Source organism: Catellatospora paridis, assembly GCF_009720365.1.
Classification (GTDB): Bacteria; Actinomycetota; Actinomycetes; order Mycobacteriales; family Micromonosporaceae; genus Catellatospora; species Catellatospora paridis.
In genome coordinates, this window is the sequence record NZ_WBZD01000016.1 from 350930 (window position 1) to 376756 (window position 25827).

Annotated in this window: 19 protein-coding genes; 4 read left to right on the forward strand and 15 right to left on the reverse strand. The window is 72.6% G+C overall.

All coding sequences use genetic code 11. The features are described 5' to 3' along the window. Positions 1 to 132: 132 nt before the first annotated feature. The 6 genes from F9C41_RS30885 to F9C41_RS30910 form a co-directional block, all read right to left on the reverse strand. Positions 133 to 1185 (reverse strand): FHA domain-containing protein, encoded by a 1053-nt coding sequence (locus F9C41_RS30885; protein ID WP_155390313.1) that lies wholly within the window; start codon positions 1183 to 1185, stop codon positions 133 to 135. A gap of 69 nt (positions 1186 to 1254) precedes the next feature. Then, positions 1255 to 1791 (reverse strand): SHOCT domain-containing protein, encoded by a 537-nt coding sequence (locus F9C41_RS30890; protein ID WP_196280028.1) that lies wholly within the window; start codon positions 1789 to 1791, stop codon positions 1255 to 1257. A 62-nt stretch (positions 1792 to 1853) separates the two neighbouring features. Then, entirely contained in the window at positions 1854 to 5645 is a 3792-nt protein-coding gene (locus F9C41_RS30895) for an SCO7613 C-terminal domain-containing membrane protein (protein ID WP_155390315.1), read from the reverse strand. 28 nt (positions 5646 to 5673) lie between these two features. Then, entirely contained in the window at positions 5674 to 7257 is a 1584-nt protein-coding gene (locus F9C41_RS30900) for a hypothetical protein (protein ID WP_155390316.1), read from the reverse strand. After that, a complete protein-coding gene (locus F9C41_RS30905) occupies positions 7257 to 7691 on the reverse strand; it encodes an SHOCT domain-containing protein (protein WP_155390317.1) in 435 nt (144 codons plus the stop codon). Before F9C41_RS30905 ends, F9C41_RS30900 begins: the two co-directional genes overlap by 1 nt. Before the next feature lies 1 nt (position 7692). After that, on the reverse strand, positions 7693 to 8133 hold the full coding sequence (locus F9C41_RS30910; protein ID WP_155390318.1) for a DUF6325 family protein: 441 nt from the start codon (positions 8131 to 8133) through the stop codon (positions 7693 to 7695). A 79-nt stretch (positions 8134 to 8212) separates the two neighbouring features. Here F9C41_RS30910 and F9C41_RS30915 point away from each other — a divergent pair, with 79 nt between their 5' ends. Then, a complete protein-coding gene (locus F9C41_RS30915; protein ID WP_155390319.1) occupies positions 8213 to 8815 on the forward strand; it encodes an HdeD family acid-resistance protein in 603 nt (200 codons plus the stop codon). A 121-nt stretch (positions 8816 to 8936) separates the two neighbouring features. On the opposite strand, the gene F9C41_RS30920 is transcribed toward F9C41_RS30915, so the two are convergent. The 4 genes from F9C41_RS30920 to F9C41_RS30935 all read right to left on the reverse strand — a co-directional run bounded on the left by F9C41_RS30920 (position 8937) and on the right by F9C41_RS30935 (position 14822). After that, positions 8937 to 9752, reverse strand: coding sequence for a patatin-like phospholipase family protein (locus F9C41_RS30920; RefSeq protein WP_269058995.1), 816 nt, complete (start codon positions 9750 to 9752; stop codon positions 8937 to 8939). 133 nt (positions 9753 to 9885) lie between these two features. Then, positions 9886 to 12498, reverse strand: coding sequence for a chitinase C-terminal domain-containing protein (locus F9C41_RS30925; RefSeq protein ID WP_155390320.1), 2613 nt, complete (start codon positions 12496 to 12498; stop codon positions 9886 to 9888). A 129-nt stretch (positions 12499 to 12627) separates the two neighbouring features. Next, a complete protein-coding gene (locus F9C41_RS30930; protein ID WP_155390321.1) occupies positions 12628 to 14100 on the reverse strand; it encodes a sensor histidine kinase in 1473 nt (490 codons plus the stop codon). Between the two features lie 8 nt (positions 14101 to 14108). After that, complete coding sequence (locus F9C41_RS30935; RefSeq protein WP_120321700.1) at positions 14109 to 14822, reverse strand: response regulator transcription factor; 714 nt, start codon at positions 14820 to 14822, stop codon at positions 14109 to 14111. Positions 14823 to 15144: 322 nt separating this feature from the next. On the opposite strand from F9C41_RS30935, the gene F9C41_RS30940 reads away from it, so the two are divergent. Next, positions 15145 to 18360 carry an efflux RND transporter permease subunit gene (locus F9C41_RS30940; RefSeq protein ID WP_155390322.1) on the forward strand — a complete coding sequence of 1072 codons (3216 nt, stop codon included), beginning with the start codon at positions 15145 to 15147 and terminating at the stop codon, positions 18358 to 18360. A gap of 555 nt (positions 18361 to 18915) precedes the next feature. Here F9C41_RS30940 and F9C41_RS30945 read toward each other — a convergent pair. The 5 genes from F9C41_RS30945 to F9C41_RS30965 all read right to left on the reverse strand — a co-directional run bounded on the left by F9C41_RS30945 (position 18916) and on the right by F9C41_RS30965 (position 24557). Beyond that, entirely contained in the window at positions 18916 to 20394 is a 1479-nt protein-coding gene (locus F9C41_RS30945; protein WP_155390323.1) for a S1C family serine protease, read from the reverse strand. Between the two features lie 107 nt (positions 20395 to 20501). After that, positions 20502 to 22049 (reverse strand): sensor histidine kinase, encoded by a 1548-nt coding sequence (locus tag F9C41_RS30950; RefSeq protein WP_155390358.1) that lies wholly within the window; start codon positions 22047 to 22049, stop codon positions 20502 to 20504. Positions 22050 to 22105: 56 nt separating this feature from the next. Further along, on the reverse strand, positions 22106 to 22792 hold the full coding sequence (locus F9C41_RS30955) for a response regulator transcription factor (protein WP_407924753.1): 687 nt from the start codon (positions 22790 to 22792) through the stop codon (positions 22106 to 22108). Between the two features lie 165 nt (positions 22793 to 22957). After that, entirely contained in the window at positions 22958 to 23779 is an 822-nt protein-coding gene (locus F9C41_RS30960; RefSeq protein ID WP_155390325.1) for a lysophospholipid acyltransferase family protein, read from the reverse strand. Between the two features lie 34 nt (positions 23780 to 23813). After that, the gene (locus F9C41_RS30965; RefSeq protein WP_155390326.1) at positions 23814 to 24557 is read right to left on the reverse strand and encodes a GNAT family N-acetyltransferase; all 744 of its coding nucleotides are present in this window, start codon (positions 24555 to 24557) and stop codon (positions 23814 to 23816) included. A 79-nt stretch (positions 24558 to 24636) separates the two neighbouring features. Between F9C41_RS30965 and F9C41_RS30970 the strand changes: the two genes are divergently transcribed. Both F9C41_RS30970 and F9C41_RS30975 read left to right on the forward strand, forming a co-directional pair. After that, entirely contained in the window at positions 24637 to 25314 is a 678-nt protein-coding gene (locus F9C41_RS30970) for a hypothetical protein (RefSeq protein ID WP_330164788.1), read from the forward strand. 231 nt (positions 25315 to 25545) lie between these two features. Then, positions 25546 to 25827 (forward strand): 2-oxoglutarate dehydrogenase E1 subunit family protein (locus F9C41_RS30975; protein ID WP_155390327.1); only part of this gene is annotated, 282 nt, incomplete at its 3' end.

Sequence of the window (25827 nt, forward strand, 5' to 3'; positions counted from 1 at the left end):
ACCGTTCCACCGGCCCCACCCGCTTCACGCATAGACGTTGGCCTATCTAGATGACTGTTCGTTGATCGAACTCATCCAGATAGGCCAACGTCTGTTGAAGAGCGGTCGCCGCGCCGTCGCGGACTCCCCCGGTCAGTAGCCGGGACGGAAGGTCATGGTGGGGGCGTCGGACATGACGGAGGCGGAGTCGAGGGGGCGGCTGCTGGCCAGCGCGCCGATGCGGCCGATCTCGACGCCCGGGAACAACTCGACGATGTCGGACACCCCGAGCTGGCGCGTCGCACCCCGACTGAGCTGCAGCTCCCCGTCGGCGGCACCGCCCAGGCGGACCAGGGTGCCGTTCATGCTCAGGTCCGTGACCGAGACCCCCTGCGGGCTCAGTGCGACCGACACATGCGCCCGGCTGACCTTGGCCCGCGCGTCCTCGCTCAGCCACGGGCCGAGCTGGATGCCGACCTGGCCCTGGCCGCCGTCGGGGGCGCGGCCGACGACCACGGGCCCGGCGGCGGTCACCACGAACCGGGTCCGGATCACGCCGTCGACGCGTACCGCCAGCACCTGTTGCGGCGGGCGCGGCCCGGAGTCGCCCAGCGGGGCGTCGTGCCGGGGGCAGATCGGCTGGCCGTTGCGCAGCCGCGGCACGGGCTGGCCGCTGCCGCGGCGGGCCGGGCCGAAGTTGGCGCAGTCCGGGTCGGGGCAGTGCCACCAGCGCGCGGTGAGCTGGCGACCGACCGGCGACGGGCCGGTCGGCACCGGTCCGCGCGGCTGCAGCACGACCCCGCCCGCGCCGGGCAGCGGCGACCACACCGCGGGCAGCACCCGCGAGACGATCGGCAGGCCGGTCAGTTCGGAGACCTCCACGACCCGCGCGGCCGCGCCGACCACGACCTCGACGACACCGTCGTCGCCCCAGCGGCGCATGACCATCCGCTCGTTGGAGGTCAGGTCCTGGTTGGAGAGCAGGGACTTGTCGACGATGCAGTACGCCGAGACGTGCTCCTCGCCGACCTGGCGGGCGAGCCCGTCGACCACCATGCCGAGCCGGACCAGGTTGGCGGGGCGACCGCCGTCCAGGTCGGCGCAATAGATCAATTCAGCCACGTCGAGCACCCCTGCGGCCAGAGCCGGGTCGGTGCCCAGCCGCCGCTCGATCGCATCCAGCACATGACTGACCTCGAACCTCATAGTCAGAGACCCTAGGTTCGGTGCGCGACCTGCCGCAACCCGCAAACGTCCAGCGTCACAGCCCGCCGTCTATGCGCCGAAGCCCCGCGGGCGGCGTGGCGGCTCGCTCCCACCGGTGGTCGCGGGCGGCTCGCCGGGATCAGCAGGGCCGCCGGCACCCGCGGGCGGCGTGACCGGGGCGGTCGGAGCGGCGGTCGGACCGGTCCACGGAGCGGTCGCGTCACCGGCCGGCGCGTCGTGCGCGTGGGCGGCGTCGAGCACCCTGGTCTTCTCCTCGGCGAACTCCGCGTCGGTCAGCTTGCCCCGGTCGTGCAGGTCGGACAGCAGTTTGAGCTGTTGCGCCGAGTCGTTCGGCGAGTACTTCTCCACGAACTCGCGGCTGGCCCGATCCATCGCCCGGCGCTCCTGGGCGGTGGCCCCGGGCTGCCGGAAGATCAGGTAGATCAGCGTGCCGAGGAACGGCAGCAGGACGACGACCACGATCCACAGCGCCTTGAGCCAGCCGGAGAGATCGTCGCGGCGGAAGATGTCCACGATCGCGAAGCCCCAGATGAGCAGCAGCGGAATGAAGATCAGCAACAGCCAGAAGACGTCCCAGAAGTCCATCTTCCCCCCTAATGTGGCACTCTCCCCCATTCTTGCGGGCAGAACGCCTCAGCGGGAGGGAGTTACCGCATCCGGCCGATGGCACCCCGCAGCCTGGCCAGGTCCCGGCGGCTCCGCTCGTACGTGATGGCCAGCGCCAGCAGCACCGCCCCGCCGACCGCGATCGGCACCCACGTCGGCAGCAGCTGCGACACCAGCACCAACAGCAGCTCGTGCAGTGCGAGCACCAGCAGCACGCCACCGCCGAGCACCACCGGCGCCTGCAGCCGCCGCACCGAGCCGAACACGGTGACCGCGAGCGCGCCCAGCCCCAGCAGCAGCCGCCGCAGCGGGGTGCCAGACTCCTCGGTGAGCGCACCCGCCAAGCTGGGCAGCAGCGCCGCGACCAGCGCCGGGCCGGCGTACAGCCAGCTGGACAGGTCCGGCCGGGCACGTGCCGCATACCAGCCGACGGCCAGCGCGAGCAGGGCCACCGGCAGGGTGTACGCCTCCAGCAGGCCGACGCCGTTCGCGCCGAGGATCGCGCACCAGGCGATCGACTCCAACAGCGCGGCCGCGGCGGCCCGCGGGACCCGTTGTGGGCGCGGCGCGGCGAGCACGGTGAGTCCGACCGCGACCCCCCACAGCGCCAGCACCAGGGCGATCGACCGGACGTGTCCGTGGCACAGCGACAGCGCGACCAGCACCGCGGCGTGGGCCGCCGCCTCCGCCGCGGCCCGCTGCTCCCGGGCGAACGGCGCGTACGCCAGCCCCAGCACGAGCGCCGCGACCCCGAGCACCAGGTACGCGGTGACCTCGAAACTCAGCTCGGCCGCCTCGCCGATCGCGACCGCCAGCAGCACCTTGGCAGCCGCCCCGGCCAGCCAACCGGCGGTGCGCGCCGACCGGGTCCGCCCGCCCACCGCGATCGCGGCCAGCGTCACGGACACCAGCGCCAGTCCGGTGATCGTCGACCACTTCTCGGCCAGCGCTCCGGCCAGCCCGGCCACCGTCAGCAGCGTCCCGAACAGCCCGCCCGCCAGCGTGAGCGCACCGTAGGGCCGCAGCGCGACCAGCACCAGCAGACCCGCGCCGAGCACCAGCTGCACCGCACTGACCGTCGGCCACGGCGCCTGCGCGGCGGCCAGCGCCGCGAGTCCGGCGACCCCCGCCACGACCCCGCCGGACACCGCCATCAGCCGCCCGCCGCCCCGCCGGAACCACCCCGCGACGGCAGGGGCGAGCAGCATCAGCGCGACGGCGTACGCCCAGGGCAGCCGGTCGCTCGGGTAGGCGCTCAGGCCGGTGCCGACGGGATCGCCCGCCCAGATCCGGTCCAGCCAGCTCAGCGGCGCGATGAAGATCAGGTGCAGCGCCTCGGCGCACATCAGCAGGGTCAGCGCCAGCACGAGCTGCGCCGGGATATCCGCCCGCGCCCATCGTGACTGCATCGCGACCAGGGCCAGGGCCAGCGTGCACAGCGCCGCGTACACCGCCGCGGAATCCTGCGCGGGCAGGCCGCCCGGCAGCGCCCACAACGCCCCCACCAGGCCGCCGAGCACGGCGTAGTCGCGCAGCCGGGCGGGTGACAGGTACACCCAGAGCGGCGTCAGCACCGCGGCGACCAGCAGCGCGCGGCGCGACCACGGGTCGTCGACGCCGGCCGCGGCCACCACGCTGTGCACCATGGGCGGCAGCAGCGCCAGCGCCACCGCGCCGCTCACCCCGCCCAGCACCCGCACCCCGTGCAGCGCGCTCGCGGTGCTCACCGTGCCGGACCCGGCGGCGGTCCGCGTCCCCCCGTCCGGCACCAGCGCACTGCGCCAACCGATCACGGCCGCGGCCAGGCCGAGCACCACCACGCCGCCCAGCGCCCAGGCCGACAGCACCTGGCTCCCCGCGCCGGCCAGCAGCGCGTGCCCGGCGAGCAGCCCGGCCACCGCGCCCCAGAGCACGATGTGGCGGCGCAGCAGCAGTGCCACGGCGAGCGCGACGGCGGCTGCGACCAGATCGCAGGCGAGCGCCGCCCACGGCGTCAGCGCCGGGTGGCCCGGCACCGTCAGCGGGAGCAGCAGCACGGCCCCGGCGGCGACGTACGCCCGCACCGCCGCCGGCACCGGCGGACCGGCGAGCAGCCAGGCCGCGACGGCCACCACGGCCAGGCTCACCGGCAGCAGCCAGCCGTACGAGCCGTCGAAGCGCGCCGGTTCGGCGGCCCACCACGGCGTCGCGTCCAGCACCGACTGCCAGCCCTCGCCCAGCGCCCAGCCCGCGGCGCACAGCGCGGGCACGCTCAGCGCCAGCGCCGCGCCGCCGGCCATCCCGGCGCGGACCGCGGGCCACCGGGCCGACAGCGGCCCGCCCAGCACCACCACCAGCATCGTCACCAGCGCCGCGGCGCCCGCCATCACCAGAAGCCAGTAGTGCGGCCACTGCACGAGCCCTGGTCGCGCCAGCGCCGCGGCGAGCGCCACGGTCACCACACCACCGGCCGTGGGCCGGGCGAACCCGGCGGAAGTGCCCTTACCGGCCTGCCAGAGCCCGGCCGCCAGCACCCCGGCCGCGGCGAGCAGCGCCAGCGAGCCGGTGACCGCGGTGTCGGGATCGGCCCCGAGCAGCCACGCGATCAGCGACAGCAGGCCGCCGACCCCCAGCATTCCCAGGTATGCCAGCACCGCCAGCACCCGGAGCCCGGCCCGACCCGGCAGCTCCCCCGCAGGCTGCGCCGAAGCTCTGGCCGGGAGGTCCGCCGGGGAAGGAAGGTCCGCAGCGCCCGACGGCAGGGCTGAGCCGGCCGGGACGGGTTCCTGCGTGGACTGCCTCGGCACGGACGCCGCGACGGCCGACGGCTCGTCCGGCGACGGCTCATCCCCGGGCACCGCCCCGGCGACCGGATCCCGCTGTGCGTCGTCCGCGGCGACTGGCCTGGCCGTGTCCGGTGCCGACGCGCCGGCGGTCGGCTCGACGGCTGCCGCCCCAGCGGTGGTGCGCCGGCTCAGCACCTGGTAGAGCAGCAGGTCGCCGAGAGCCACCGCGGTGAAGATGACCGACCAGCCCGCCACGTCGGCGGACGACTCGAGGAAGAACAGGGGAAGTGCGGGCTGTGCCGCCAGTAGCGCGCCGAACCGGGTCGCGCTGGTCCCGACGACCCGCGCGTAGCCGTAGCCGAGCAGGGCGGTGAACGTGGCCACCGCGCCCGCGTAGAAGCCCTGGTCCCAGTGATCGGCGACGCCGCCGAGGTTGACGTACCAGACGGCGTACCCGTCGAGCACGACCAGCAGCAGGCCGAGCGCGGCGAAGGTCTCCGCGGTCGCGGTCAGCGCGCGGCGGCGCACCAGCGGCGGCACGGCCAGCACGCCGATGGTGAGCACGCCGAGGATCAGCGCCCGGCCGACCACGTCGAACGTCGCCCAGGCCACGGCGGTGAACACGATCGCGGCGATGCCGAGCAGCAGCCCGCCCAGGATGAACAGCAGGTTCTGCACGGTGCGCGGCGAGGACTCCGGCTGCCGGCCGACGGGCGGCAGGGTGCCTGCCGTCGGCGGGACGGTGCCGGCGGGCTGCGGCAGGCTGCTGGTGGTCGGCGGCAGCGTGAGCAGGGTGGACTGGTGCGCCGAGCGTTCCCGGGCCACCGCCACGCGGACCCGCGACGCGTACACCTCACGGTCCTGGCGCAGTCGCGTCAGCTGCCCCGCCAGCGACTCGTACGCGCTGCGCGCCTGCTCCACCTGCGGCGCGAGCGCGGTGATCTGCGCGTCGTAGGCCAGCACCGCAGCCGCGTCGGGGTCCGGTGCGCGGCCGCAACCGGGGCAGGGACCGCCCAGCGTGGCGGTGGCTCTGCACAGCGGGCAGGGGTACGACGCGTGCTCGGTCATGCGGGTCAGCATGCCGTAATCGCGCCAGTTACGGATCGACCGCTCGGTCGGTGGGGTCGGTCGGCGATCCGTCCGAAGGCGAGGGCGGCCCGGCCGGGCCTCGTCTGCGCGGCTTTCCCGGCTTGTCCGCGGCGGTGTCCGGCTCCTCGGCGTCTGCCCGGGCGGCCTGCGCCGTCGGCAGCGGTTCCGACAGCTCCCACGGGGTCGGCTCGTCCGTGAGATCCTGCTCGGCGGCCTCGTCACCGGACGAGCCGACCGTCGCCCCGGCCGCAGCGGCGGCCGCCGTGGGGGCCTCGGCGCCGAGCGGCGGGCCCGCGGGCAGCGGTTCGGCGGCCATGGCGGGCATCCGCCGAGCGAGCGTCAGCACCAGCGTGGCGAGCGCGGCCAGCACGAACGCCCACACCGCCGTCGCCACCGACGGCCGGGCCAGCAGCCACCAGCCGGCCAGCACACCGAGCACGATCGCGAACCAGCGGAAGTGACGGCGTACGAACCCGCCCGTCCGCACCGCCCACGACTCGCGCGCCAGCGGCCGCACGGCCCGGTCGAGCACGGCGTTCACGCCGCGGCGCAGCAGCACCGCGGGCCGCGACGGGCCCGCCAGCAGCGCCCACAGCACCGCGAGCAGCGCCGCCACCAGCACCGTGACCAGGGCGGTGACCAGGAACCGGAGCACCGTGTCGTAGACGTCCAGCGTCACCGCCCGGTTCAGGCCGCGCTCGGTGGCCCGCTGCGCCGCCCGGTCGCGGACCATCTGGTTGGCGATCAGCCCGACGACCAGCATCAGCGCGCTGAGCGTCAGGCCGAGGATCAGTCCGCGCCGCCGGTTCGGGGCGGTCCACACGGCGAGCCCCAGCAGCAGCAGTGCCAGCGGCGGCAGCCAGGTCGCGCTGACGTCGAGCAGGCGCACGTAGCGCTGGATCTCCGGCAGCTGGTCCACCTGGGCGACGGTGTACGGGATGGACATGTCGGGGATCCGGGCCGCGAGGCCGAAGCCGCGGTCGACCAGCTCCTGCCGCGCGGCGGCCAGCACCGGGCCCAGATCCACCACGATGTCGGTGCCGGAACTGTGCAGCATGGGCGTGCCCTGGCCGGTGAGCAGCCCTTCGATGTTCTGGTGGGCGGTGCGGTTGACCTGGTTCCACACCGCGGGGAAGCGTGGCGAGGTGACCAGCTCGTGCACCACCTTGTGGATCTGGCTCTGCAGCCAGGAGGTCACGGCGGGCAGCACCAGGTCGATCACCGCCTGTACGCGCGGCAGGTTGACCGCACTGGCCAGGTCGCCCGCGAGCTTCTCCAGGGGCAGCCGCGCCATGATCTCGTGGGTGACGCGGTCGGTGATCGCCGCCTGCACCTGTGGATCGCTGGCGAGCGGGGCGACGGTCTCGACGTAGTTGTCGGTGTCGAGCAGTTCGGCGCGGGCGAAACGCGCCGTCACCGAGGCCAGCACCAGCACCGCCGCGAGCAGGGCGAGCAGGAACGCGCCGATCCAGCGCAGCGTGCGGGCCGGTCCCCCGCCGGTCTGCCGCGGGGCAGGCTCGTGCACCTCGTGCGTGGCACCGGCGAGCCGCCTCTCCCACGCCGACAGGGAAGAATCCTCGGGCTCGGTCATCAGGTGCCCAGCAGCTTCGCCTTGGCCGCGCTGAACTCCGCGTCCGTCAGCACGCCCGAGGCCTTGAGGTCGGCCAGCTGCTTGAGCTGCGACATCAGGTCCACGGCCGCGGAGGTCGGAGCCACTGCGCCCGACACCGGCGCTGCGGCCGGTGAAGCCATGGGCTGCTGCCGCCTGCCGTCTGGCGGTGCCGGGGAAACCGCGGGCTGCGGCTGCTCCGCGTCGAGCTGGGCCGGTGGCTGCGCGAGCTGCTGCTGGTCGTGCACGGCTTGCTGGGCGGCCTGTTCCCGGGCCACCTCCGCCTTCCTGCGCTCGGACCAGCGGTGCACCGTGCCGGCCGCGGCCGTGGCCGTGCCCGCCACCACCGCGGTGCGCGCCACCGAGCCGAGCAGGCCCGGCCCGCGCCGCCCCGCCACCGGACGTCGTAGCAGCATGTCAGCCTCCCACCGGCGCGGTGTGCACCGCCGCCTCGATCGCATCGGCCACCGGGGCGGGGATGCGTTCCGCGAGCACGATCTCGCCGCCCGCCTCCGCGACCACGGCGCGGACGTTGGCCAGCCACAGGTGTTCGAACAGCAGCACGAGCGCCTGCGCGCCGGGCGTGATCGCCTCGGCCAGGTCGTGCACGTCCTGTTCGGAGATGAGCCCGTCGACGGCCTGGATCGCGGGGTCGATCGCCTCGAAGTCCTCGTCACCCTGGTATTCGCGCAGCTCGTGCGAGGTGACCGTGCCGTCGGCGGCCTTGTCCACCACCACCGTGTCGATGATGCGGACGATCTCCTGATCGGTCAGGCGATGCAGCTCGGGCGCGAGGTGACGCCCGGGGATGCGGCCGGCGAACTCGACGACCACGAACTCGAGCGGACCCCTCTTCATCGCTGCCCCTTTCATCTCAGCCTGAGGCTACTCATCCGAAAAGGGAGAAATCATAGATATTGCGAGTTATCTTCGCACCATGATTGATCCGTACGGAGACGCGGCACTCGAGGCCGGCGCGTTGCGTTCGTTCAAGCGCATGTCGATCATCGGTGGGTTGATCTCCATCGCCGCGGGTCTCGCGCTCACCTTCTGGCCCGAGAAGACGCTCGTGCTGATCGCGGCGCTGATCGGCGTATGGCTCGTCATCGTCGGGATCTTCCGGATCGTCGAGGGCCTGACCGCCAAAGGCGTCAGCGGCGGCCACCGGGCCCTGATCGCCGTGATGGGCCTGCTCTACGTCGTCGTCGGCATCATCTGCCTACGACACCTGGTCGACTCGATCAAGGTGCTCGCCGTGGTGCTGGGCCTGGTCTGGATCGTCGGCGGGGTGGCCGAGGTGGTCACCGGCTTCGCGCGCACCCACGGCACCTGGCCGAAGATCGGCACCGTGCTGATGGGCCTGCTCAGCATCGCCGCCGGCCTGATCCTGTTCTTCTGGCCCGGCATCACACTCACCGTGCTGGTCTGGATCACCGGCTTCTGGCTCATCGCGCTCGGCATCATCCAACTGGTCCTCGGCTTCACCTCCGGCCGCGCCGCCAAACGCGCCGCCTCCGGCTCCGTCTCCGGCGTCGCCTGACCACCCATCCCGGCCCGCCCGGCCCATCACCCGGCGCAACTCTTGAAGAGTCGCGGGCTCAGAGCCGTCCCCAGGCCGCGACTCTCAAGAGTTGCGACAAGGGGGCCGCGGGGCGCGGGGGTCAGTGGCCGACGGCGGAGAGGTAGTCGCGGGAGGCGGCGTAGGCGGCGCTGACGCGGCGGCCCACGGCCGCGACGTCCCGGTACGCCCAGGGGCTCTCGTCGGCGCCGGCCCCACCGGGGAGCACGTGCACGCGTACGCCGTCGGGGATCGCGGCCAGTTCGCGGGTGAAGCGGACCCGGCGGGCGATCTCCATGGCGACGTTGGTCGCCTCCCACGGCCGCTGCGGCGGCTGCAACGGCCGCTCCAGCCGGCCGACCTGGAGCATGAAGACCTCGTCCGCGCCCATCTCGACGGCGTGGTTGATCGGGTATGCCACCAGGTTGCCGTCGAGGTAGTGCTCGCCGCCGATCTCCACCGGGGGCAGCACGCCGGGCAGGGCCGCCGCGGCCAGCACCGCGTCCACGACCCGGCCGGTGCTGAACCAGTGCGCCTCGGCGCGCTCGATGTTCGCCGCGCACAGGTGCAGCGGCACGCGCATGTCGTCGAAGGTGACCCCGGCCCGCATCGAACGCTCCAGCACCCGCTGCAGCGGGGCGGGCGAGTGCAGGTGGGCGCGGGTGGCCAGGCGGCGCAGTTGGCGCGGCACCGAGTCGCCGTACACCTCGCTGATCTCGGGGGTGGCCCACAGCCGGACCAGCTTGTCGGTGACCTCGGGTTCCGGGTCGGCGGCGACCAGCGCGGCGTTGATCGCGCCGATGGACAGGCCGACCACCAGGTCCGGCCGGATGCCCGCGCGGAACAGCGCGCGCAGCATGCCGACCTCGACGGCACCCAGCACGCCGCCGCCGCCGAGCACGAACGCGGTAGTCCCCACGCCGCCATCATGCCGGATGCCGGCCCCATCCGAGCTGTCAGACCTGCTCAGACGATGACCGGCATCACATTTCACGGCTGAGGGGCCGGCCCGGCGCGCCGGTTGGAAGGGGCGGCGCGCCGGGCCGGACCGGTTACAGGGCCAGCCAGAGCGCGCCGACGTTCGGCGGCTCCCAGCCGGTGATGGAGGTGTGCGCCTGGCGGCACTGGTAGGACCGGCCGCCGTAGGTCACCCGCGCGCCGGTCGCGTACGCGGTGTTCGGCGCCCACGCCGGGTAGGCCCCGGGCGACGTCGACGGGCTGGCCGACGGGGACGGGCTGGCGCTGGGCGACACGCTCGGCGAGGGCCGCGGCGACGACGACGGCGACACGCTGGGCGACGGCGGGGCCGACGGCGAGGCGCTGCCGCCGGTGCACGGGCCGAGGTCCACCCAGACCGACGCGGTGCCGGGCGTCTCGTTCTGCGTCCACCACTGGGCGCGGTAGGCGCGGCCGTTGTGCGACACCCGGTTGCCGCCGGTGTAGATCTGCGTCGGGCTCCACACCGGGTCGGTGCAGGTGCCGGGCGGGGTGCTCGGCGAGGCCGACGCCGATGCGCTCGGCGAGACCGGGGTGCTCGGCGAGACCGTCGGGGCCACCCCGCCCCGGCTGCGGTTGACCGCCAGGTTGTAGGTCTGCCCGCCGAAGGTGAGCGTGTAGTTGGACGGGCTGGCGATCGGCAGCACGTAGTTGAGCGTCAGCTCGATCGACGCGCCCGGGGCCACCGTCTGCCAGCTCGGCAGGGTCAGCTTGACGTGGTGGAAGTCGCCCTTGAGGCCGCCGACGTTGTTGCCGGTGTGTCCCGGGGTGACCGCCATCGTCCAGCCGGACTGCTGGCTCATGTTGCCCGGGGCGGAGGCGCCGTAGTCGAAGTCCAGCACCGCCCCGCCGGGGATGGTGGTGGTCGTGTTGTTGACCAGCTTCAGCTTCGGGTTGATCGGGTAGTTCGAGTCGCCCAGGGCGAACCCGCCGAGCTGCACGTCCACGTTGATGGTCTGCGCGGGCAGCGCCGTGTTGGACCGGCTCGCGCCGTACGCCGAGGCGGTGGCGAACTTCGCGGCGATGGTGTTGGTGAGCGTGTTGCCCATCCGGTACTCACCGGCCGCCGCGTCGAACGCGTAGTCGCCGGCCAGCTCCCAGATCATGATGCCGCCGATGCCCTTGTTCACCACGTAGTCGGCCTTGGCCCCGATGGACTGCTCGTCCTCGGTGGACAGGAAGACCTTCTTCTGCGCGTTCCACAGCCACGGCGCGACCAGGGTCGAGGAGTAGTTGCGGACGTAGGTGCCGGTCAGGGTGTCGGCCGGGTCTGTCGCGGGGGTGAGGCCGTACGCCGCACGGTAGGAGCCGGCGATGCCGTTCTCCAGGTTCTTGGCGTGCCACATCGGGTTGGAGCCGGCCGGCTCCTCGTTGCCCGCGGTGTCCAGGTCGTGCCACAGGTTGTCGATGCCGATCGCGCCGTTGCCGCAGGGGCTCTGCGTGCCGATCGGGCAGTTCGCGGTCTTCGCGGCGGTGCCCCACAGGCCGTTGGTGCCGCCGGTGACGTTCTGGTGGCCGCGCGTGTAGTACGGCACCCCGACGTTGATCCGGCCGCTCTGCACCGCGCCGCGGTAGTAGTGGTAGGCCCAGTCGGTGTTCAGCGAGCCGATGCCCGCGTAGGCGTTGTACACGCCGCCCGCGGTCAGCTCGTTGTCCTGGCCGTCGTCATAGAGGGCCGCGTTCGGGCCGACGTACTGGTTCCAGGCGCCGTGCAGGTCGTACGACATGATGTTGATGTAGTCGAGGTACTGCGTGGCCTGGTAGGACTCCATGCCGCGCAGCAGCCAGCCGGAGGCCGGGGCCGCGACGGTGACCATGTAGTACTTGCCGTCGGACGCGGCGGCCGTGTCCAGCTTCTCCCGGAGCGCCTTCATCAGCACCTGGTAGGAGGCGTTCAGGCCGGCCCGGCGCGCGTTGGACTGCGCGAAGTCGAACGGGTGGCCGGCGTCCTTGTTGGACGTCGGGTACTCGTAGTCGATGTCCACGCCGTCGAAGCCGTACGTGCGCAGGAACGTCACCACGGAGTCGGCGAAGGCGTTGATGCCGCCCGTGTTGACCGAGCCGTCGGCGTTGGTGGTCATCCGGTAGAAGCCGCCGGAGTCGATCCGCGCGCCGCTGCCGTCGAAGTACGCCCCGGTCTCGGCCCAGCCGCCGACGCTGACCAGCGTCTTGACGTCCGGGTACTGCTTCTTGAACTTGTTGAGCAGGTTGAAGTGGCCGGTGTACGGGAACGCCGGGTCCATCTCCGCGCCGGCCACGCCCGGCCAGGTCATGTTGGTGGAGGCGTTGTTCGCCTCGGCCGGGTTGCCGATCGAGATCTTGTTGGCACCGTCCACGTGCGCGAACGCGTAGTTGATGTGGGTGATCTTCTGCCACGGGATCTGGTTGGCCAGGTATGCCGGGGCGCCGTTCTTGCCGGTCCGCCAGTTGGTGAAGTAGCCGATGATGCGGCGCGGGTGGCCGGCCCCCATCGTCTCGCGGCCGTTGGTGTCGTAGACGTCGCAGTACGGCACGGTCACGCCGGGCGTCTGATACAGACCGTCCGGGCGGCAGGCGTTGTGATCGACGGCGGCGCCACCGGCGGTGCCCGCGACCGCGACGGCCACAGCCGTCCCGACCAGGGCCGTCGCGGTGGCGACGAACAGGTTGAGGAGCGGTTTGCGTTGCATGATCACCCTCCTGGGGGCGAAAGGCAGCTCTGAAGAAACCGTTAGTTAAGTTTGCTAAAAGTTAATCCGGTGACCCCGGCCACACAAGAGGCGACTGCCGATCTTTAACCCGCGCTTAAGGTGGCGAGATCAGGCGGGGCAGAGCGGGAGGGTGATGCGGAACGTGGCGCCGCCGCCGGGGGTGGGGCGGTGGCAGACCTCGCCGCCGTGGGCGGCGATCAGCGCGGCCACGATGGACAGTCCCAGGCCGGAGCCCGCCGCGGGTGAGCGCTGGTGGTCGCGGGCGCGCGCCGGGTCGGCCCGGTAGAAGCGCTCGAAGACCCGCTCGGCGTGGGCCGGCGACAGGCCGGGGCCGCTGTCGATCACCTGCAGCACGGCCCGGTCGCCCTCGACGCCGACCCGCACCGTCACCGGCGTGCCCGCCGGGGTGTGGGTGAGGGCGTTGCCGAGCAGGTTGGTGACGACCTGGCGCAGCCGGTCCTCGTCGCCGAGCACCACGGGCGGGTCGCCGTCGAGCAGGTCCAGCCGCAGTGGCCGGTCCAGCTCGCGCAGCTGCGCGGACTCGATGGCGTCGGCGGCGATGGGCACCAGGTCCACGGGCTCGCTGCGCAGCGGGCGCTGCTCGTCGAGCCGGGCCAGCATCAGCAGGTCCTCGACGAGCAGACCCATCCGGGTGGCCTCGGTCTCGATCCGGGCCAGCAGCGCGGAGACCTCGGCCGGGTCGGTGACCACGCCCTGGCGGTGCAGCTCGGCCAGGCCGCGGATGCCGGCCAGCGGGGTGCGCAGCTCGTGCGAGGCGTCGGCGACGAAGCGCCGCAGCCGCGCCTCGGACTCGGTGCGTTCGGCGAACGAGCCCTCGATCTGCGCCAGCATCGTGTTGAGGGTGCGCGACAGCCGCCCCATCTCGGTGCGCGGGCCGACCTGCTCGGGCACGCGGCGGGACAGGTCACCGCCCGCGATGATCTCCTCGGCGGTCTGCTCGACCTCGGTGAGCGGGCGCAGCCCCATCCGGATCACCCAGACGCCGAGCGCGGTGGCCAGCCCGAGCACCGCCAGCGTCACCGCGATCTCGATCGCGCCGAGCCGCGCCATCGTCTTGGCCACCCCGGTGAGGTCGTACGCGATGACGACGCTGCCCTGACCGTCGGCCCGCTCCCCCACCAGCACCTGGTAGCCCGGGTGCCGGTGGTAGGAGATCTCGTTGGGGACGAAGAACGGCTTGTCGGCCAGCCGCTGCACCGAGGCGAGGTCCAGCGACGGCAGGGCCGGCGAGCCGCGTCGCTCCTCGCCGGCGTCGCCGGGGAACCGCTTCTGGACCCGGCCGTCCCTGTCGCGGAACTCGAGGATGTACGCGTCGAAGAAGGTCTTGCCCTCGGTCTGGTCCTTGGAGAACTGCTCGACCTCGGCGGTGGTGAACTGGTCGGGGTCGCGCTTGGTCAGGTCGTGCATGGCGACGGCGAGCTGCTCGTCGATCTGCTCGATCATGTACATCCGCAGCAGCGAGACGCTGGCCATGTCGGCGACGACGAAGCCGGCGCAGACCAGCGCGAGCACGCCGGCCAGCAGCCGGGCTCGCAGTGACCAGCGCTTCGGCCCGCGCATCAGCCGCCTCACGATCTCGGCAGCCGCAGGGAGTAGCCGAAGCCGCGCAGCGTGTGGATCAGCGGCGGGTCGACCGTGTCGACCTTGCGGCGCAGCAGCGAGATGTAGGACTCGACGATCCGGGCGTCGCCGCCGAAGTCGTACCGCCAGACGTGGTCGAGGATCTGCGCCTTGCTGACCACCCGGTCGGCGTTGACCAGCAGGTAGTGCAGCAGCTTGAACTCGGTCGGGCTGAGCCGCACCAGCTTGCCGGCCCGGCGCACGTCGTGGGTCTCCTCGTCGAGTTCGAGGTCGGCGAAGCGCAGCGTGGTGTCGTCGGTGGGCGCGGCCGCGCCGGTGTAGGTGCGGCGCAGCACGGCCCGGATCCGGGCCACGACCTCCTCCAGGCTGAACGGCTTGGTGACGTAGTCGTCGCCGCCCACCGTCAAGCCGGTGATCTTGTCCTGTACGCCGTCGCGGGCGGTCAGGAACAGCACGGGCACGTGCGCGCCGCCCGCCCGCAGCCGGCGGACCACCTCGAAGCCGTCGCAGTCGGGCAGCATCACGTCGAGCACCAGCAGTTCGGGCTTGAACTCGGCGGCCACGGCCAGCGCCTGCGCGCCGGTGGCCGCGGTGCGCACTTCGAAGCCGACGAATCGCAGGCTGGCCGACAGCAGCGACACGATGGTCGGCTCGTCGTCCACCACGAGCAGGCGGCGCTGCTCGCCCTTCTCCGGTTTCATCGACCACTCCCACCAGTGCGCGCATCATCGGGCGTGGCCAGTGTGCCCGAGCCTGCCCGCATGCCCCCTGCAGAGAAGCCGAATAAATGCTGAAAGTCACCGAGCTCACGCCCGATATCGTCCGATTCGCCGGTCGGCGGCTTGTACGTTGGGGACCGTTCCCCCCGTCTCACCCGGCAACTCCCGAAGAACGACTGTGACGAACTCGTACCGGCTTTCGGCTGGCTTTCAGGTTCGGTTCACAGTTCCTGCGCGTTGACCTGGTTGACTGCGGCGGTCGCAATCCCCCATATCGCTCGACCGTGATGCACCTGGAGTCGTCATGTCATTCCTGGCCAGGCTTAGCCTCGCCAACCGCGGACTAGTCGCGCTCATCAGCGTGGCGATCCTCGGTGCGGGTGCTTTCGTGCTGCCGCAGCTGCGCCAGCAGATGTTCCCCGACCTGCAGTTCCCGATGGTCTCCGTGATCGCCGCCTACCCCGGCGCCACGCCGGAGATCGTCGAGCAGCAGGTCGCCATCCCGATCGAGCAGGCGGTCGCCGGCGTCAGCGGGGTGACCAGCGTGACCTCGACGTCGCGCAACGGCTCCGCCTCCGTCAGCGTGGCCTTCGACTTCGGCGCGGACATCGACCAGGTCGAGGGCGACATCCAGCAGGCGCTGGCTCGCATCGACGCCCGCCTGCCGCAGAACGTGGACCCGGCGGTGTTCGCGGGCACCACCGACGACATCCCGGTCATCCAGCTCGCCGCCAGCGGCGCGGGCGGCGACGACCAGGAGCTGGCCCGCCGCGTGCGCGCCACCGTGCTGCCGGCCCTGAACAACATCGAGGGCGTACGCGAGACGACCCTGTCCGGCGACCGCACCCCGCAGGTCACCATCAACCTGGACCCGGTCAAGCTGGCCGCCAAGGGCCTCACCGCGCAGGCGGTGACCGGCGCGCTGACCGCCAACGGTGTCAGCATGCCCGGTGGCGTGATCACCGACGGCGGCCTGGTCTACTCGGTCGCGGTCGGCAGCCGCTTCACCACCGTCGAGCAGCTCGGCGACCTCTACCTCGGCTCGGCCGCCGCCGCGCGCCCGACCGCCGGCAAGCCCGCCGCTCCGGCCGCTCCCACGCAGCTCAAGGACGTCGCCACGGTCGTCTCGGCGCCCGCCGACGCGACCACGCTGACCCGCACCAACGGCAAGCCGAGCCTGGGCGTCGGCGTCACCGCCCTGCCCGGCGCGAACGCCGTGGAGATCTCGCACCAGGTCAACGACAAGCTGCCCGAGCTCGCCGCTCAGCTCGGCGCGGGCGGCGCGCTGCAGGTCATCTTCGACCAGGCGCCCGAGGTCGAGCGCTCGGTCAGCAGCCTGACCACCGAGGGCGCGCTGGGCCTGGCCTTCGCCGTCCTCGTCATCCTGATCTTCCTGCTGTCGGTCCGCTCGACCCTGGTCACCGCCGTGTCGATCCCGGTCAGCGTGGTCATCGCGCTGATCGCGCTGTGGGCCGGCGACTACTCGCTCAACCTGCTCACCCTGGGCGGCCTGACCATCGCGATCGGCCGGGTGGTCGACGACTCGATCGTGGTGCTGGAGAACATCAAACGCCACCTGGAGTACGGCGAGCCCAAGAAGGAGGCCATCCTCACCGCGGTGAAGGAGGTCTCCGGCGCGGTGACCGCCTCGACGCTGACCACCGTCGCGGTGTTCCTGCCCGTCGCGCTGGTCGGCGGCATGGTCGGCCAGCTGTTCGGCCCGTTCGGCCTAACCGTGACCGCGGCGCTGCTGGCCTCGCTGCTGGTGTCGCTGACCATCGTCCCGGTCATGGCGTACTGGTTCCTCAAGTCCCCGCAGGGCACCGCCGAGGAGCTGGAGGCCATCCGGGTCAAGGCCGAGGCCAAGGAGCTGCGCAGCCCCCTGCAGCGGGCGTACGTGCCGATCCTGCGCTGGTCGCTGGGCCACCGGTTCGTCACCCTGCTGCTGGCCTTCGGCGTGATCGCCGGCACCGGCTTCCTCGCCACCCGGATCGAGACGAGCTTCATCGAGAGCTCCGGCAACTCGTTCTCGATCTCGCAGACCATGCCGATCGGCACCTCGCTGACCTCGACCGACGAGGCGGCCAAGCGGGTCGAGAAGATCCTCGACGAGACCGACGGCGTGAAGTCGTACCAGGTCACCGTCGGCGGTGGCGGCGGCATCTTCGGCGGTGGCGGCGGCGCCAACACCACCCAGGCCCGCTTCCAGGTGACCTCGGAGACCGACACCGACCAGGCGAAGCTCACCGAGACGCTGCGCGACAAGATCGATGCGCTGGACGACAGCGCCGTCGGCGAGGTCGTGGTCGGTGCGGTGCAGGGCGGCTTCGGCGGCAACGGCCTGGAGGTCGCGGTCGAGGCGGCCGACGACGCCACGCTGCGCGCCGCGGCCGAGCAGATCCGCGCGGCCGTCGCCGAGCTGCCCAACGTCACCGAGGTCGACAGCGACCTGGCCGCCAACACCCCGCAGGTCCAGGTCACCCTGGACCGGGCCGCGGCGGCACGGGCCGGGCTGAGCGACGCCGCACTCGGCCAGCTGGTCGGGCAGGCGTTCCGCGGCACCACGCTGACCCGCGTCGTGCTCAACGGCATCGAGCAGCCGGTGGTGCTGCGCAGCGGAGCGGCCCCGGCCGACATCGCCGCGCTGCGCGCCCTGCCGATCGGCCCCGGCGTCACCCTGGACGACGTCGCCGACGTCAACACGGTGGCCGGTCCGAGCCAGATCAACCGGGTGGACCAGGTCCGCACGGCCAAGGTGACCGGTACGCCGAGCGCCGAGGCGCTGGGCACGGTCAACGCCGAGCTGGACAAGAAGCTGAAGAGCCTCGACCTGCCCGACGGTGCGACGTACTCCATCGGCGGTGTCACCGAGGCTCAGCAGGACGCCTTCGGCGACCTGGGGCTGGCCATGCTGGTCGCCATCGCGCTGGTCTTCATCATCATGATCGCCACGTTCCGCGGGCTGGTGCAGCCGCTGATCCTGCTGATCTCGGTGCCGTTCGCGGCGACCGGCGCGCTGGGTCTGCTGGCCATCACCGGGCAGCCGCTCGGCCTGGCCGCGATGATCGGTCTGCTGATGCTCGTCGGCATCGTGGTCACCAACGCGATCGTGCTGCTCGACCTGATCAACCAGTACCGGGCCGACGGCTACACCACGCGTGACGCCATCATCGAGGGCGGCCGCCGCCGCCTGCGCCCGATCCTGATGACGGCGGTGGCGACCATCTTCGCGCTGCTGCCGATGTCGCTGGGCCTGACCGAGTCGAGCGCCTTCATCTCGCAGCCGCTGGCCGTCGTCGTGATCGGCGGTCTGGTCAGCTCCACGCTGCTCACGCTGGTCCTGGTGCCCGTCCTCTACTCCCTGGTGGAGGGCTTCAAGGCCCGGATCAAGCGCAAGCGCAACGCGGGCAAGCACGCCGCCCCGCGCCACGAGGGTCACGCCGAGCCGACCGCCGCGCCCGTCGCGCAGCAGCCGCGCACCGACCTGACCGACGAGGACCTGGCCGAAGCCGTTCGCTGACGCCAGGGCACATACCCTGCCCGTCCCGGGGCCGCCTCCCCGGGACGGGCAGCCATCACCGAGACGAAGGGCGGGCATCCTCCGGGATGCCCGCCCTTCCCCGTCCCCATCGACCCTGCCGACCCGCCCCGCCCCGGTCCCGTTGCCCGGCAACGGTTCGCGCAGCCTTCGTTGATCCGTTTTTGTGGACGCTGGATGCCGCTATAGGGGCAGTCATCGTCCACAGAAACAGATCTTGCGCGGCACCCGCAGCGGACCACCGGCGATATACGGGAAATCGCTGCATCGCCGCCGGCACGCCACGACGCCGAACAGATCCAGGTGATTTGTCGCCGCCCGCGGCGACCACAAACCTCCTGGATCCGGCCGCACGCCGCTACACCGCGGCGCGGCCAAGGGGTCGGTGCGGGGCTTGTGGGGCGGAAGCGCTGGTGGCCGGTGGTGCGGGCCGGACTCCGGGCACAAAGGTGGCGGGGGGGGGGGGGGGGGCGCCCCCCCCCGGGCCCCCCCCCCCCCCCCCGGGTGGGGAGGAGGCACAGATCCTGTGCGCTGCTATTAGGACGCTTCGCCGAGCGTCACAGTTGCCGTCTTGGCCTCGCCGTTTCGGGTGAACTCGACGGTCACCTGCTGCCCGACGGTGCCCGATTGGACGGCAGACACCAGGTCGTCGCTGTCGTTGATGATTTTCCCGTTGAACTTGCTGATGATGTCGCCCTTCTGCAGCCCCGCCTTGTTGGCCGGGCTGTTCTCGGTCACCGCGCTGACCGCGGCGCCGCCGTCGTTCGAGGCGGTCACCGACACACCGAGGTACGGGTGGCTCACCGGCTTGCCGTTCATGATCTGCTCGGCGATGCCCTTGGCCTTGTTGCTCGGGATGGCGAACCCGACGCCGATGTTGCCGTCGCTGCTGCCGTTGGTGGCGATGGCGGTGTTGATGCCGATCACCTCACCCTTGGTGTTGACCAGCGCGCCGCCGGAGTTGCCGGGGTTGATCGGGGCGTCGGTCTGCAGCAGGCCGGACAGCGAGGTGGAGCGGCCCTCGCCGACCGAGATGGTGCGGTCGCGAGCGCTGATGATGCCGGCGGTCACCGAGCCGCGCAGGCCCAGCGGGCTGCCGATGGCCAGCACGGTGTCGCCGACCGCCACCTTGTCGCTGTCGCCGAAGGGGGCCAGCTTCAGGCCGTTGGTGTTCGCCTTCACCACGCCGAGGTCGGTCCGCGGGTCGGTGCCCACGACCTTGGCCGGCACCTTCTTGCCGCTGGACAGGGTCACCGTGACGTCCTGGTTCTCGGCGCCGGCGACCACGTGGTTGTTGGTGAGGATGTAGCCGTCCTCGGTGAGCACGATGCCCGAGCCCTCGCCCGAGCCGGTGCTGATGTTCACCACGCTGGGCTGCATCGCCGCGGCCACCCCGGACAGCGACGAGCGGTCCACCACGGGCGCGGCGGCGGTGCTGCCGGACGACACCGTGATCTTGCCGTCTTCGGCGTAGTTGGTCGCGATCACCGCTCCGGCCACGCCGGAGCCCAGCGCGAGCACGACCGCGGCGACCGAGCCCAGGGCCACCTTCGCGATGGTCCCGCCGACGCTCTTGCCCGGCGTGCCGGGCGGGGTCCACGCGGGCTGGCCCGCGGCCGGGTACGAGCCCGTGGGGTAACCGGCGGCCGGGTAGCCGGACGTCGGGTAACCCGCCGGGGTCCCCGGGTACGCGGAGCCGGGCTGCGCGGACTGCGGGTAGGCCGACGGCGGAGCCGACTGCGGGTAGACCGTGGCCGGGTAGGCCTGAGCCGGCGGCTGCGGGCCGGGCTGCGCGGCGACGGCCGGCTGCGGCCACGTCGCCGGGGCGGGCTCGACCGGCAGGCCGGGTGCCGGGGCCACCGCCTGGGGCGCGGTGACCGCGGTGTCGTCGGATGCCGCGTGAGCAGGGGTGACCGGCACGGTACCGGCCGTCGCCTCCGGACGCGGGGGTACGGCGGCATTGTCGACCGGTTCGGTCGGCTGCGCTGCGGTCTGGGGCTTGTCGTACTCGCTCATGTCCTCAGTCTTCCTTGCTACGCTGCGTCTGTTCTGGGTTGGATCTGGAAAATGTCTGTGAGTCGCGGCCGGTCACGGGTCGAAAGCAGGGTTGAAAGCGCGGTTCATCAGGCGTCCACCTGCTGCGATGGGTTGTCGGACTGATCATCGGCATCGTCGTCGATCTCCACCAGCGGCACCCGCACCCGGAACACGGCACCCTTGCCGGGTTCGCTGTCGACCTCGATCGTGCCCTGGTGCGCCTCCACCAGCGCGGCCACGATGGCCAGGCCAAGTCCGGTGCTGACGTGGCCGTTGGCGCGGCGGGTGCGCGCGGCGTCCGCCCGGTAGAACCGCTCGAACACGCGGTCCCGCTGGGCCGGGTCGAGGCCGGGGCCTTCGTCGGCCACCTCCAGCACAGCCTGCCCCGACTCGGAACGCAGCCGCAACTGCACGCGGGCGCCCGGTGGCGTGTGGGCCAGGGCGTTGCTCATGAGGTTGCCGATGACCTGACGGAGCCGGGCGTCGTCCCCGGCGACCACCAGGTGGCCGGCGTCGGGCGCGACGACGAGTTCGATCGGCCGGGCCGGGTCCATCACCCGGGCGGCCTGCACCGCTTCGACGGCCAGCACGCGCAGTTCGACCGGGGCCGGGCGCAGCGGGCGTTCCTGGTCCATCCGGGCCAGCAGCAGCAGGTCGTCGACGAGCAGGCCCATCCGGCGGGACTCGTCCTCGATCCGCTTGACCAGGGAGGCGGTCTCCTCGGGCGCGCGGGCCGCGCCCTGCCGGTAGAGCTCGGCGAAACCGCGGATGGTGGTCAGCGGCGTACGCAGTTCGTGCGAGGCGTCGGCGACGAACCGCCGCATCTTCTCCTCGGAGCGGCGGGCGCGTCCCTCGGAGACCTGTGCCGCCACGGCCGCGTCGCGGGCGGTGGACTCGGCCGCGCGGGCCGACGTCTCCGATGCGGCACGGGCCGTGAAGGCGGTCTCGATCTGCGCCAGCATCGCGTTGAGCGCGCGGGCCAGCGAGCCGACCTCGGTGCGGGGCGTGGTGCACCCCTCCTCCGGGTCGGGCACGCGCTGGGTCAGGTCGCCGCCGGCGATGGCCTTCGCCGTCTTCTCGATCGCGGCCAGCGGCCGCAGGCTGCGCCGGACAAGCTCGGTGCCGATCATCGCGGCCAGGATGAGCACGGCCGCGCCGCCGTAGATGTTGATCCACAGCAGCCGGTGCACGGCCGCGTCGATGGTGGTGGTGCGTTCCGCGATGATGAGGACCCCGGTGGGGCCGCCGCGGAACCTCAGCTCGCCCACCATCACCCGCCAGTGCGGCGCGCCGTCGTGCGCCTTGACGGTGAAGTAGTCACCGGCCCGGCCGCGCAGTTCGCTCGGCGGCGGCAGCTGCGGCAGGTCCTGCGGGGTCACGTTCTGCGACTTCTCGTACGCCCAGGGTTCCCCGCCGGCGGGCAGCGGGGCGGCCTTCTCCCAGCCGATGATGAAGTCGCTGGGCAGGAAGACCTCGGTGCTGGTGCCGGGGCGGAAGGACGCCTTGGACATCTCCTCCTCCAGCAGCAGCCGGGCGCCCGCCAGGTCGCTGTCGACGCGGTCGGTCAGGTAGCGCCGCATCGCGAGGTGGCTGGCCACACCGATCAGCACGATCGCCAGGACCAGCAGCAGCATCGTGTACGCCGTCAGCTTCACCCGCAACGGCTGGTCGCGCGTGAGCTTCGGCAGCTTCACGACGTCGGCTTGCGCAGCACGTAGCCGACGCCGCGCAGGGTCTGGATGAGCCGGGGTGAGACGTTGTCGACCTTGCGGCGCAGGTACGAGATGTAGGACTCGACGATGTTGTCGTCGCCGCGGAAGTCGTAGTTCCACACGTGGTCGAGGATCTGCGCCTTGGACAGCACCCGGTTGGGGTTGAGCATCAGGTAGCGCAGCAGCTTGAACTCGGTCGGCGACAGCTGCACCAGGGTGCCCGCCCGGCGCACCTCGTGCGTCTCCTCGTCCAGCTCCAGGTCGGCGAACGTGAGCCTGGGCGTGCCGGTCTCGCCGCTGGTGCGGCGCAGCACCGCGCGGATGCGGGCGGTCAGCTCCTCGAGGCTGAACGGCTTGGTGACGTAGTCGTCGCCGCCCAGTGTCAGCCCACGGATCTTGTCGTCGGTGGCGTCGCGCGCGGTCAGGAACACCACCGGCACCCGGCCGCGGTCCTGGCGAAGCTGCTTGATCACCTCGAAGCCGTCCAGGTCCGGCAGCATCACGTCGAGCACGACGAGGTCGGGCCGCACCTTGGCGGCGGCGTCGAGCGCGGTCGCGCCGTCGCCCACCGCCTTGACCTCGAAGCCCGCGAAACGCAGGCTGGCCGACAGCAGCTCCAGGATGTTCGGGTCATCCTCCACCACGAGCAGATTCGCCTCAGGCATGTTCTCCATCCTGCGCCGGATCGCTCGCGCGGCGCTGTGGATACCCTGAACGCTTCCTGTGAATTCGACGACAGAACCCGGCGAATCAGCTGAATCCGGAACTATCGCCCCGGATCGCGAGGCCGGACGCGGCGCTCGCACGCGAGCGGAACCGCGCCCATGCGCTCAGGCCGCGGGCAGATCGGCGTGCGAGAGCCGGGCGGCCAGCTCCCGCCGGGGCGCGTCGGCCGGACGCGGCGCGCCCAGCAGCACGGCCGCGGACATGCCGCGCGCCGCGAGGACCCGGCGCAGCGACGCGATCAGGGTGTCGTCGCCGACGAAGCCCGCCGCCGGGTGCGCGTAGCGCAGGGTGAAAGTCTGCACCGGTGCGCCCGCGTCGACGGCAGCCTGCAGGAACGCCGCCCGCCACGGCACCGGGTGCGGCCCGCAGGTGGTCGTCCCCTCGGGGAACACCTGCACCACCTGCCCCGCTCGCAACGCCGCCGCCACCTGCGCCACCGTGCCCGGCAGCGCGCGGGGCCGGGCCCGGTCCACGAAGATCGTCTGCTGGCGCCGGGCGATCCGCCCGATCACCGGCCACGTGCCGACCTCGGTCTTGGCCACCATGCGCAGCCGCCCCGCACGCCGGCTCAGTGCCGTCATCACCACGATGTCCAGCCAGGAGACGTGGTTGCCGACCAGCAGCGCGCCCGGCGCGACGCCGGGCCCGGTCACCCGCAGCCGGATGCCCAGCGCCCGCAGCAGGGCCCGGGCCATCAGGTCGGGCCGCCACGGCAGCAGCACGCCGAGCAGCAGCACCAGTCCGCCCGCCACGGCCCGCACCGCCTGGTGCAGCCGGCCGACCCGCGGCCCGCCGTCGCCTCCGCACTGGCGACCGCAGTCCGCGTACGGCCGCCATAGCTGGTCCGCCGGTATCCGCGGCGGCGCGGCCGGACGGACCGCAACGCCTGCCGCGGGCGGGACCACCGTCCGCGGCTCTGTTCTCATCGCTCGCACTGTGCTCACCCCTGTCGCGAGCCGCTCACGCGGCCAGGAAGTGCTTGAGGTAGCGGGGGTCGATCCGGTCCACGCCGAGCAGCACGTAGAAGTCGGCCACCCCGAAGGACGCGTCGTGCGCGGGCGCACCGGCCACCCAGGCGCCCAGCCGCAGGTAACCGCGCAGCAGCGGCGGCGCGGCGGCGATGGTGGCGGGCTTGTCGACGGGCAGCGCCTGCCACGGCTCACGCGGGACCACCCGCAGCTGCGGCGGCGACAGGTGCTTGCGGGACACCAGGTCCCACACCTGCGACGCCTGCACGCCGCCGTCGGCCAGCGGCACCGAGGCGCAGCCGCTCAGCCAGCGGTGCCCCATCCGGTCCAGGTACTTCGCGATGCCGGCCCACATCAGGTTGATCACGGCGCCGGTGCGGTGGTCGGGGTGCACGCAGCTGCGTCCGGCCTCGACCAGCTGGTCGCGCAGCACGGTGAGTGCGGTCAGGTCGAATTCGCTGTCGCCGTACCGGCGGCCCAGCCAGATGGCCCGCTGCGGGGGCAGCAGGCGGTACGTGCCGACGATCTCGCCGGTGCGGTCCTCCCGCACCACGAGGTGGTCGCAGTACGCGTCGTACTCGTCGACGTCCAGGCCTCCGGTGTCGGGAAGCTGGGCGCCCATCTCCTCGGCGAAAACGCGGTAGCGCAGCCGCTGTGCCGCCTCGACCGTGGCCGCGTCCCCGGCGATCAGCGCGGAGTAGCCGGTGGGGGCGGCGGTAAGCAACATCGTCGTCATGTGCCCTGTGTAGAAGCCCTGCTTGACACCTGGGCCCGCGCTGGATGACCGGCACATGAAGAGTGGGAGGCTTGCAGGCATGACCTCCCTGGTGATCGACGCCCGGCACAACGGCCCGCCCGGCTCCGGCAACGGCGGCTGGACGAGTGGCCTGGTCGCGGGGGCCGTCGGCGCGGTGGACGGGCTGGTCGAGATCACGTTGCGCAAGCCGCCCCCGCTGGAGACCGCGCTGACGGTGACCGCGACCGCGGACGGCTGGGCGGTGCACGATCCGCAGGAGACGCTGATCGCCTCGGCAGTGTGGCGGGCCGACGACATCCCGGCGGTGCCGCCGGTGAGCCGCACCGAGGCGCTGGCCGCGTCCAGCCGCTACCCCGGGCACACCGACCACCCGTTCCCCACCTGCTTCGTCTGCGGCCCGCAGCGGCCCGACGGGCTGCGCATCTTCCCGGGGCGGCTGCCCGACGGCCGGACCGCGGCCACCTTCCTCGTGCCGACCGAGCTGTCACCGGCCGTGGTGTGGGCCGCGCTGGACTGCCCCGGCGGCTGGGCCGTCATCGACCGCGACCAGGCGTTCGTGCTCGGCCGGTACGCGGTCGCGGTGGACGCGCTGCCGGAGCCCGACGACGAGTGCGTGGTGGTCGGCGAGCCGGTGCGCCGGGAGGGCCGCAAGGCGCTGGTCCGCTCGTCGCTCTACGCCCCGGACGGGAACCTGCTGGCACGGGCCGAGGCGACCTGGATCGCGGTAGCCGGCTGAGCGGGCTCCGTCACCGCGGGTGAGCCCGCCGGGCCGGTCGGTCACGGGCTCCCTGTGCCCTGGGTCACTGCCGAGCTGCGGTTTCGCCCGCGGCGTACTGTCGCGCATAGGACGGCGTGTGTCATGCGACACGGAGCCGTGCCGCGAGTGCCGCCCCACATCGCACCGCGTAGCCTGGGACCCGGTTTTCTGAGTACTCGTTAAAGACGTGCGGAAGAGGCGAAAAAACCCGTGTCGACCCAGCACACCTCGGGCGCCGGCCCGACTGGACGCTCAGTTCAGGACAACCCACTGGCGAGCTTCGGTCCGAACGAGTGGATCGTGGAGGAGATGTACCAGCGGTACCTCGCCGACCCGACCAGCGTCGATCCGGCGTGGCACGACTTCTTCGCCGACTACAAGCCGGCGGACAGTGCCCCCGCCGCGGCCAAGGCCGCCGCTCCCGCCAAGCCGGCCGCCCCCGCGCAGCCCGCCGCGGCCCCGGCTGCCACCGCCCCGGCTCCGGTGGCCCCG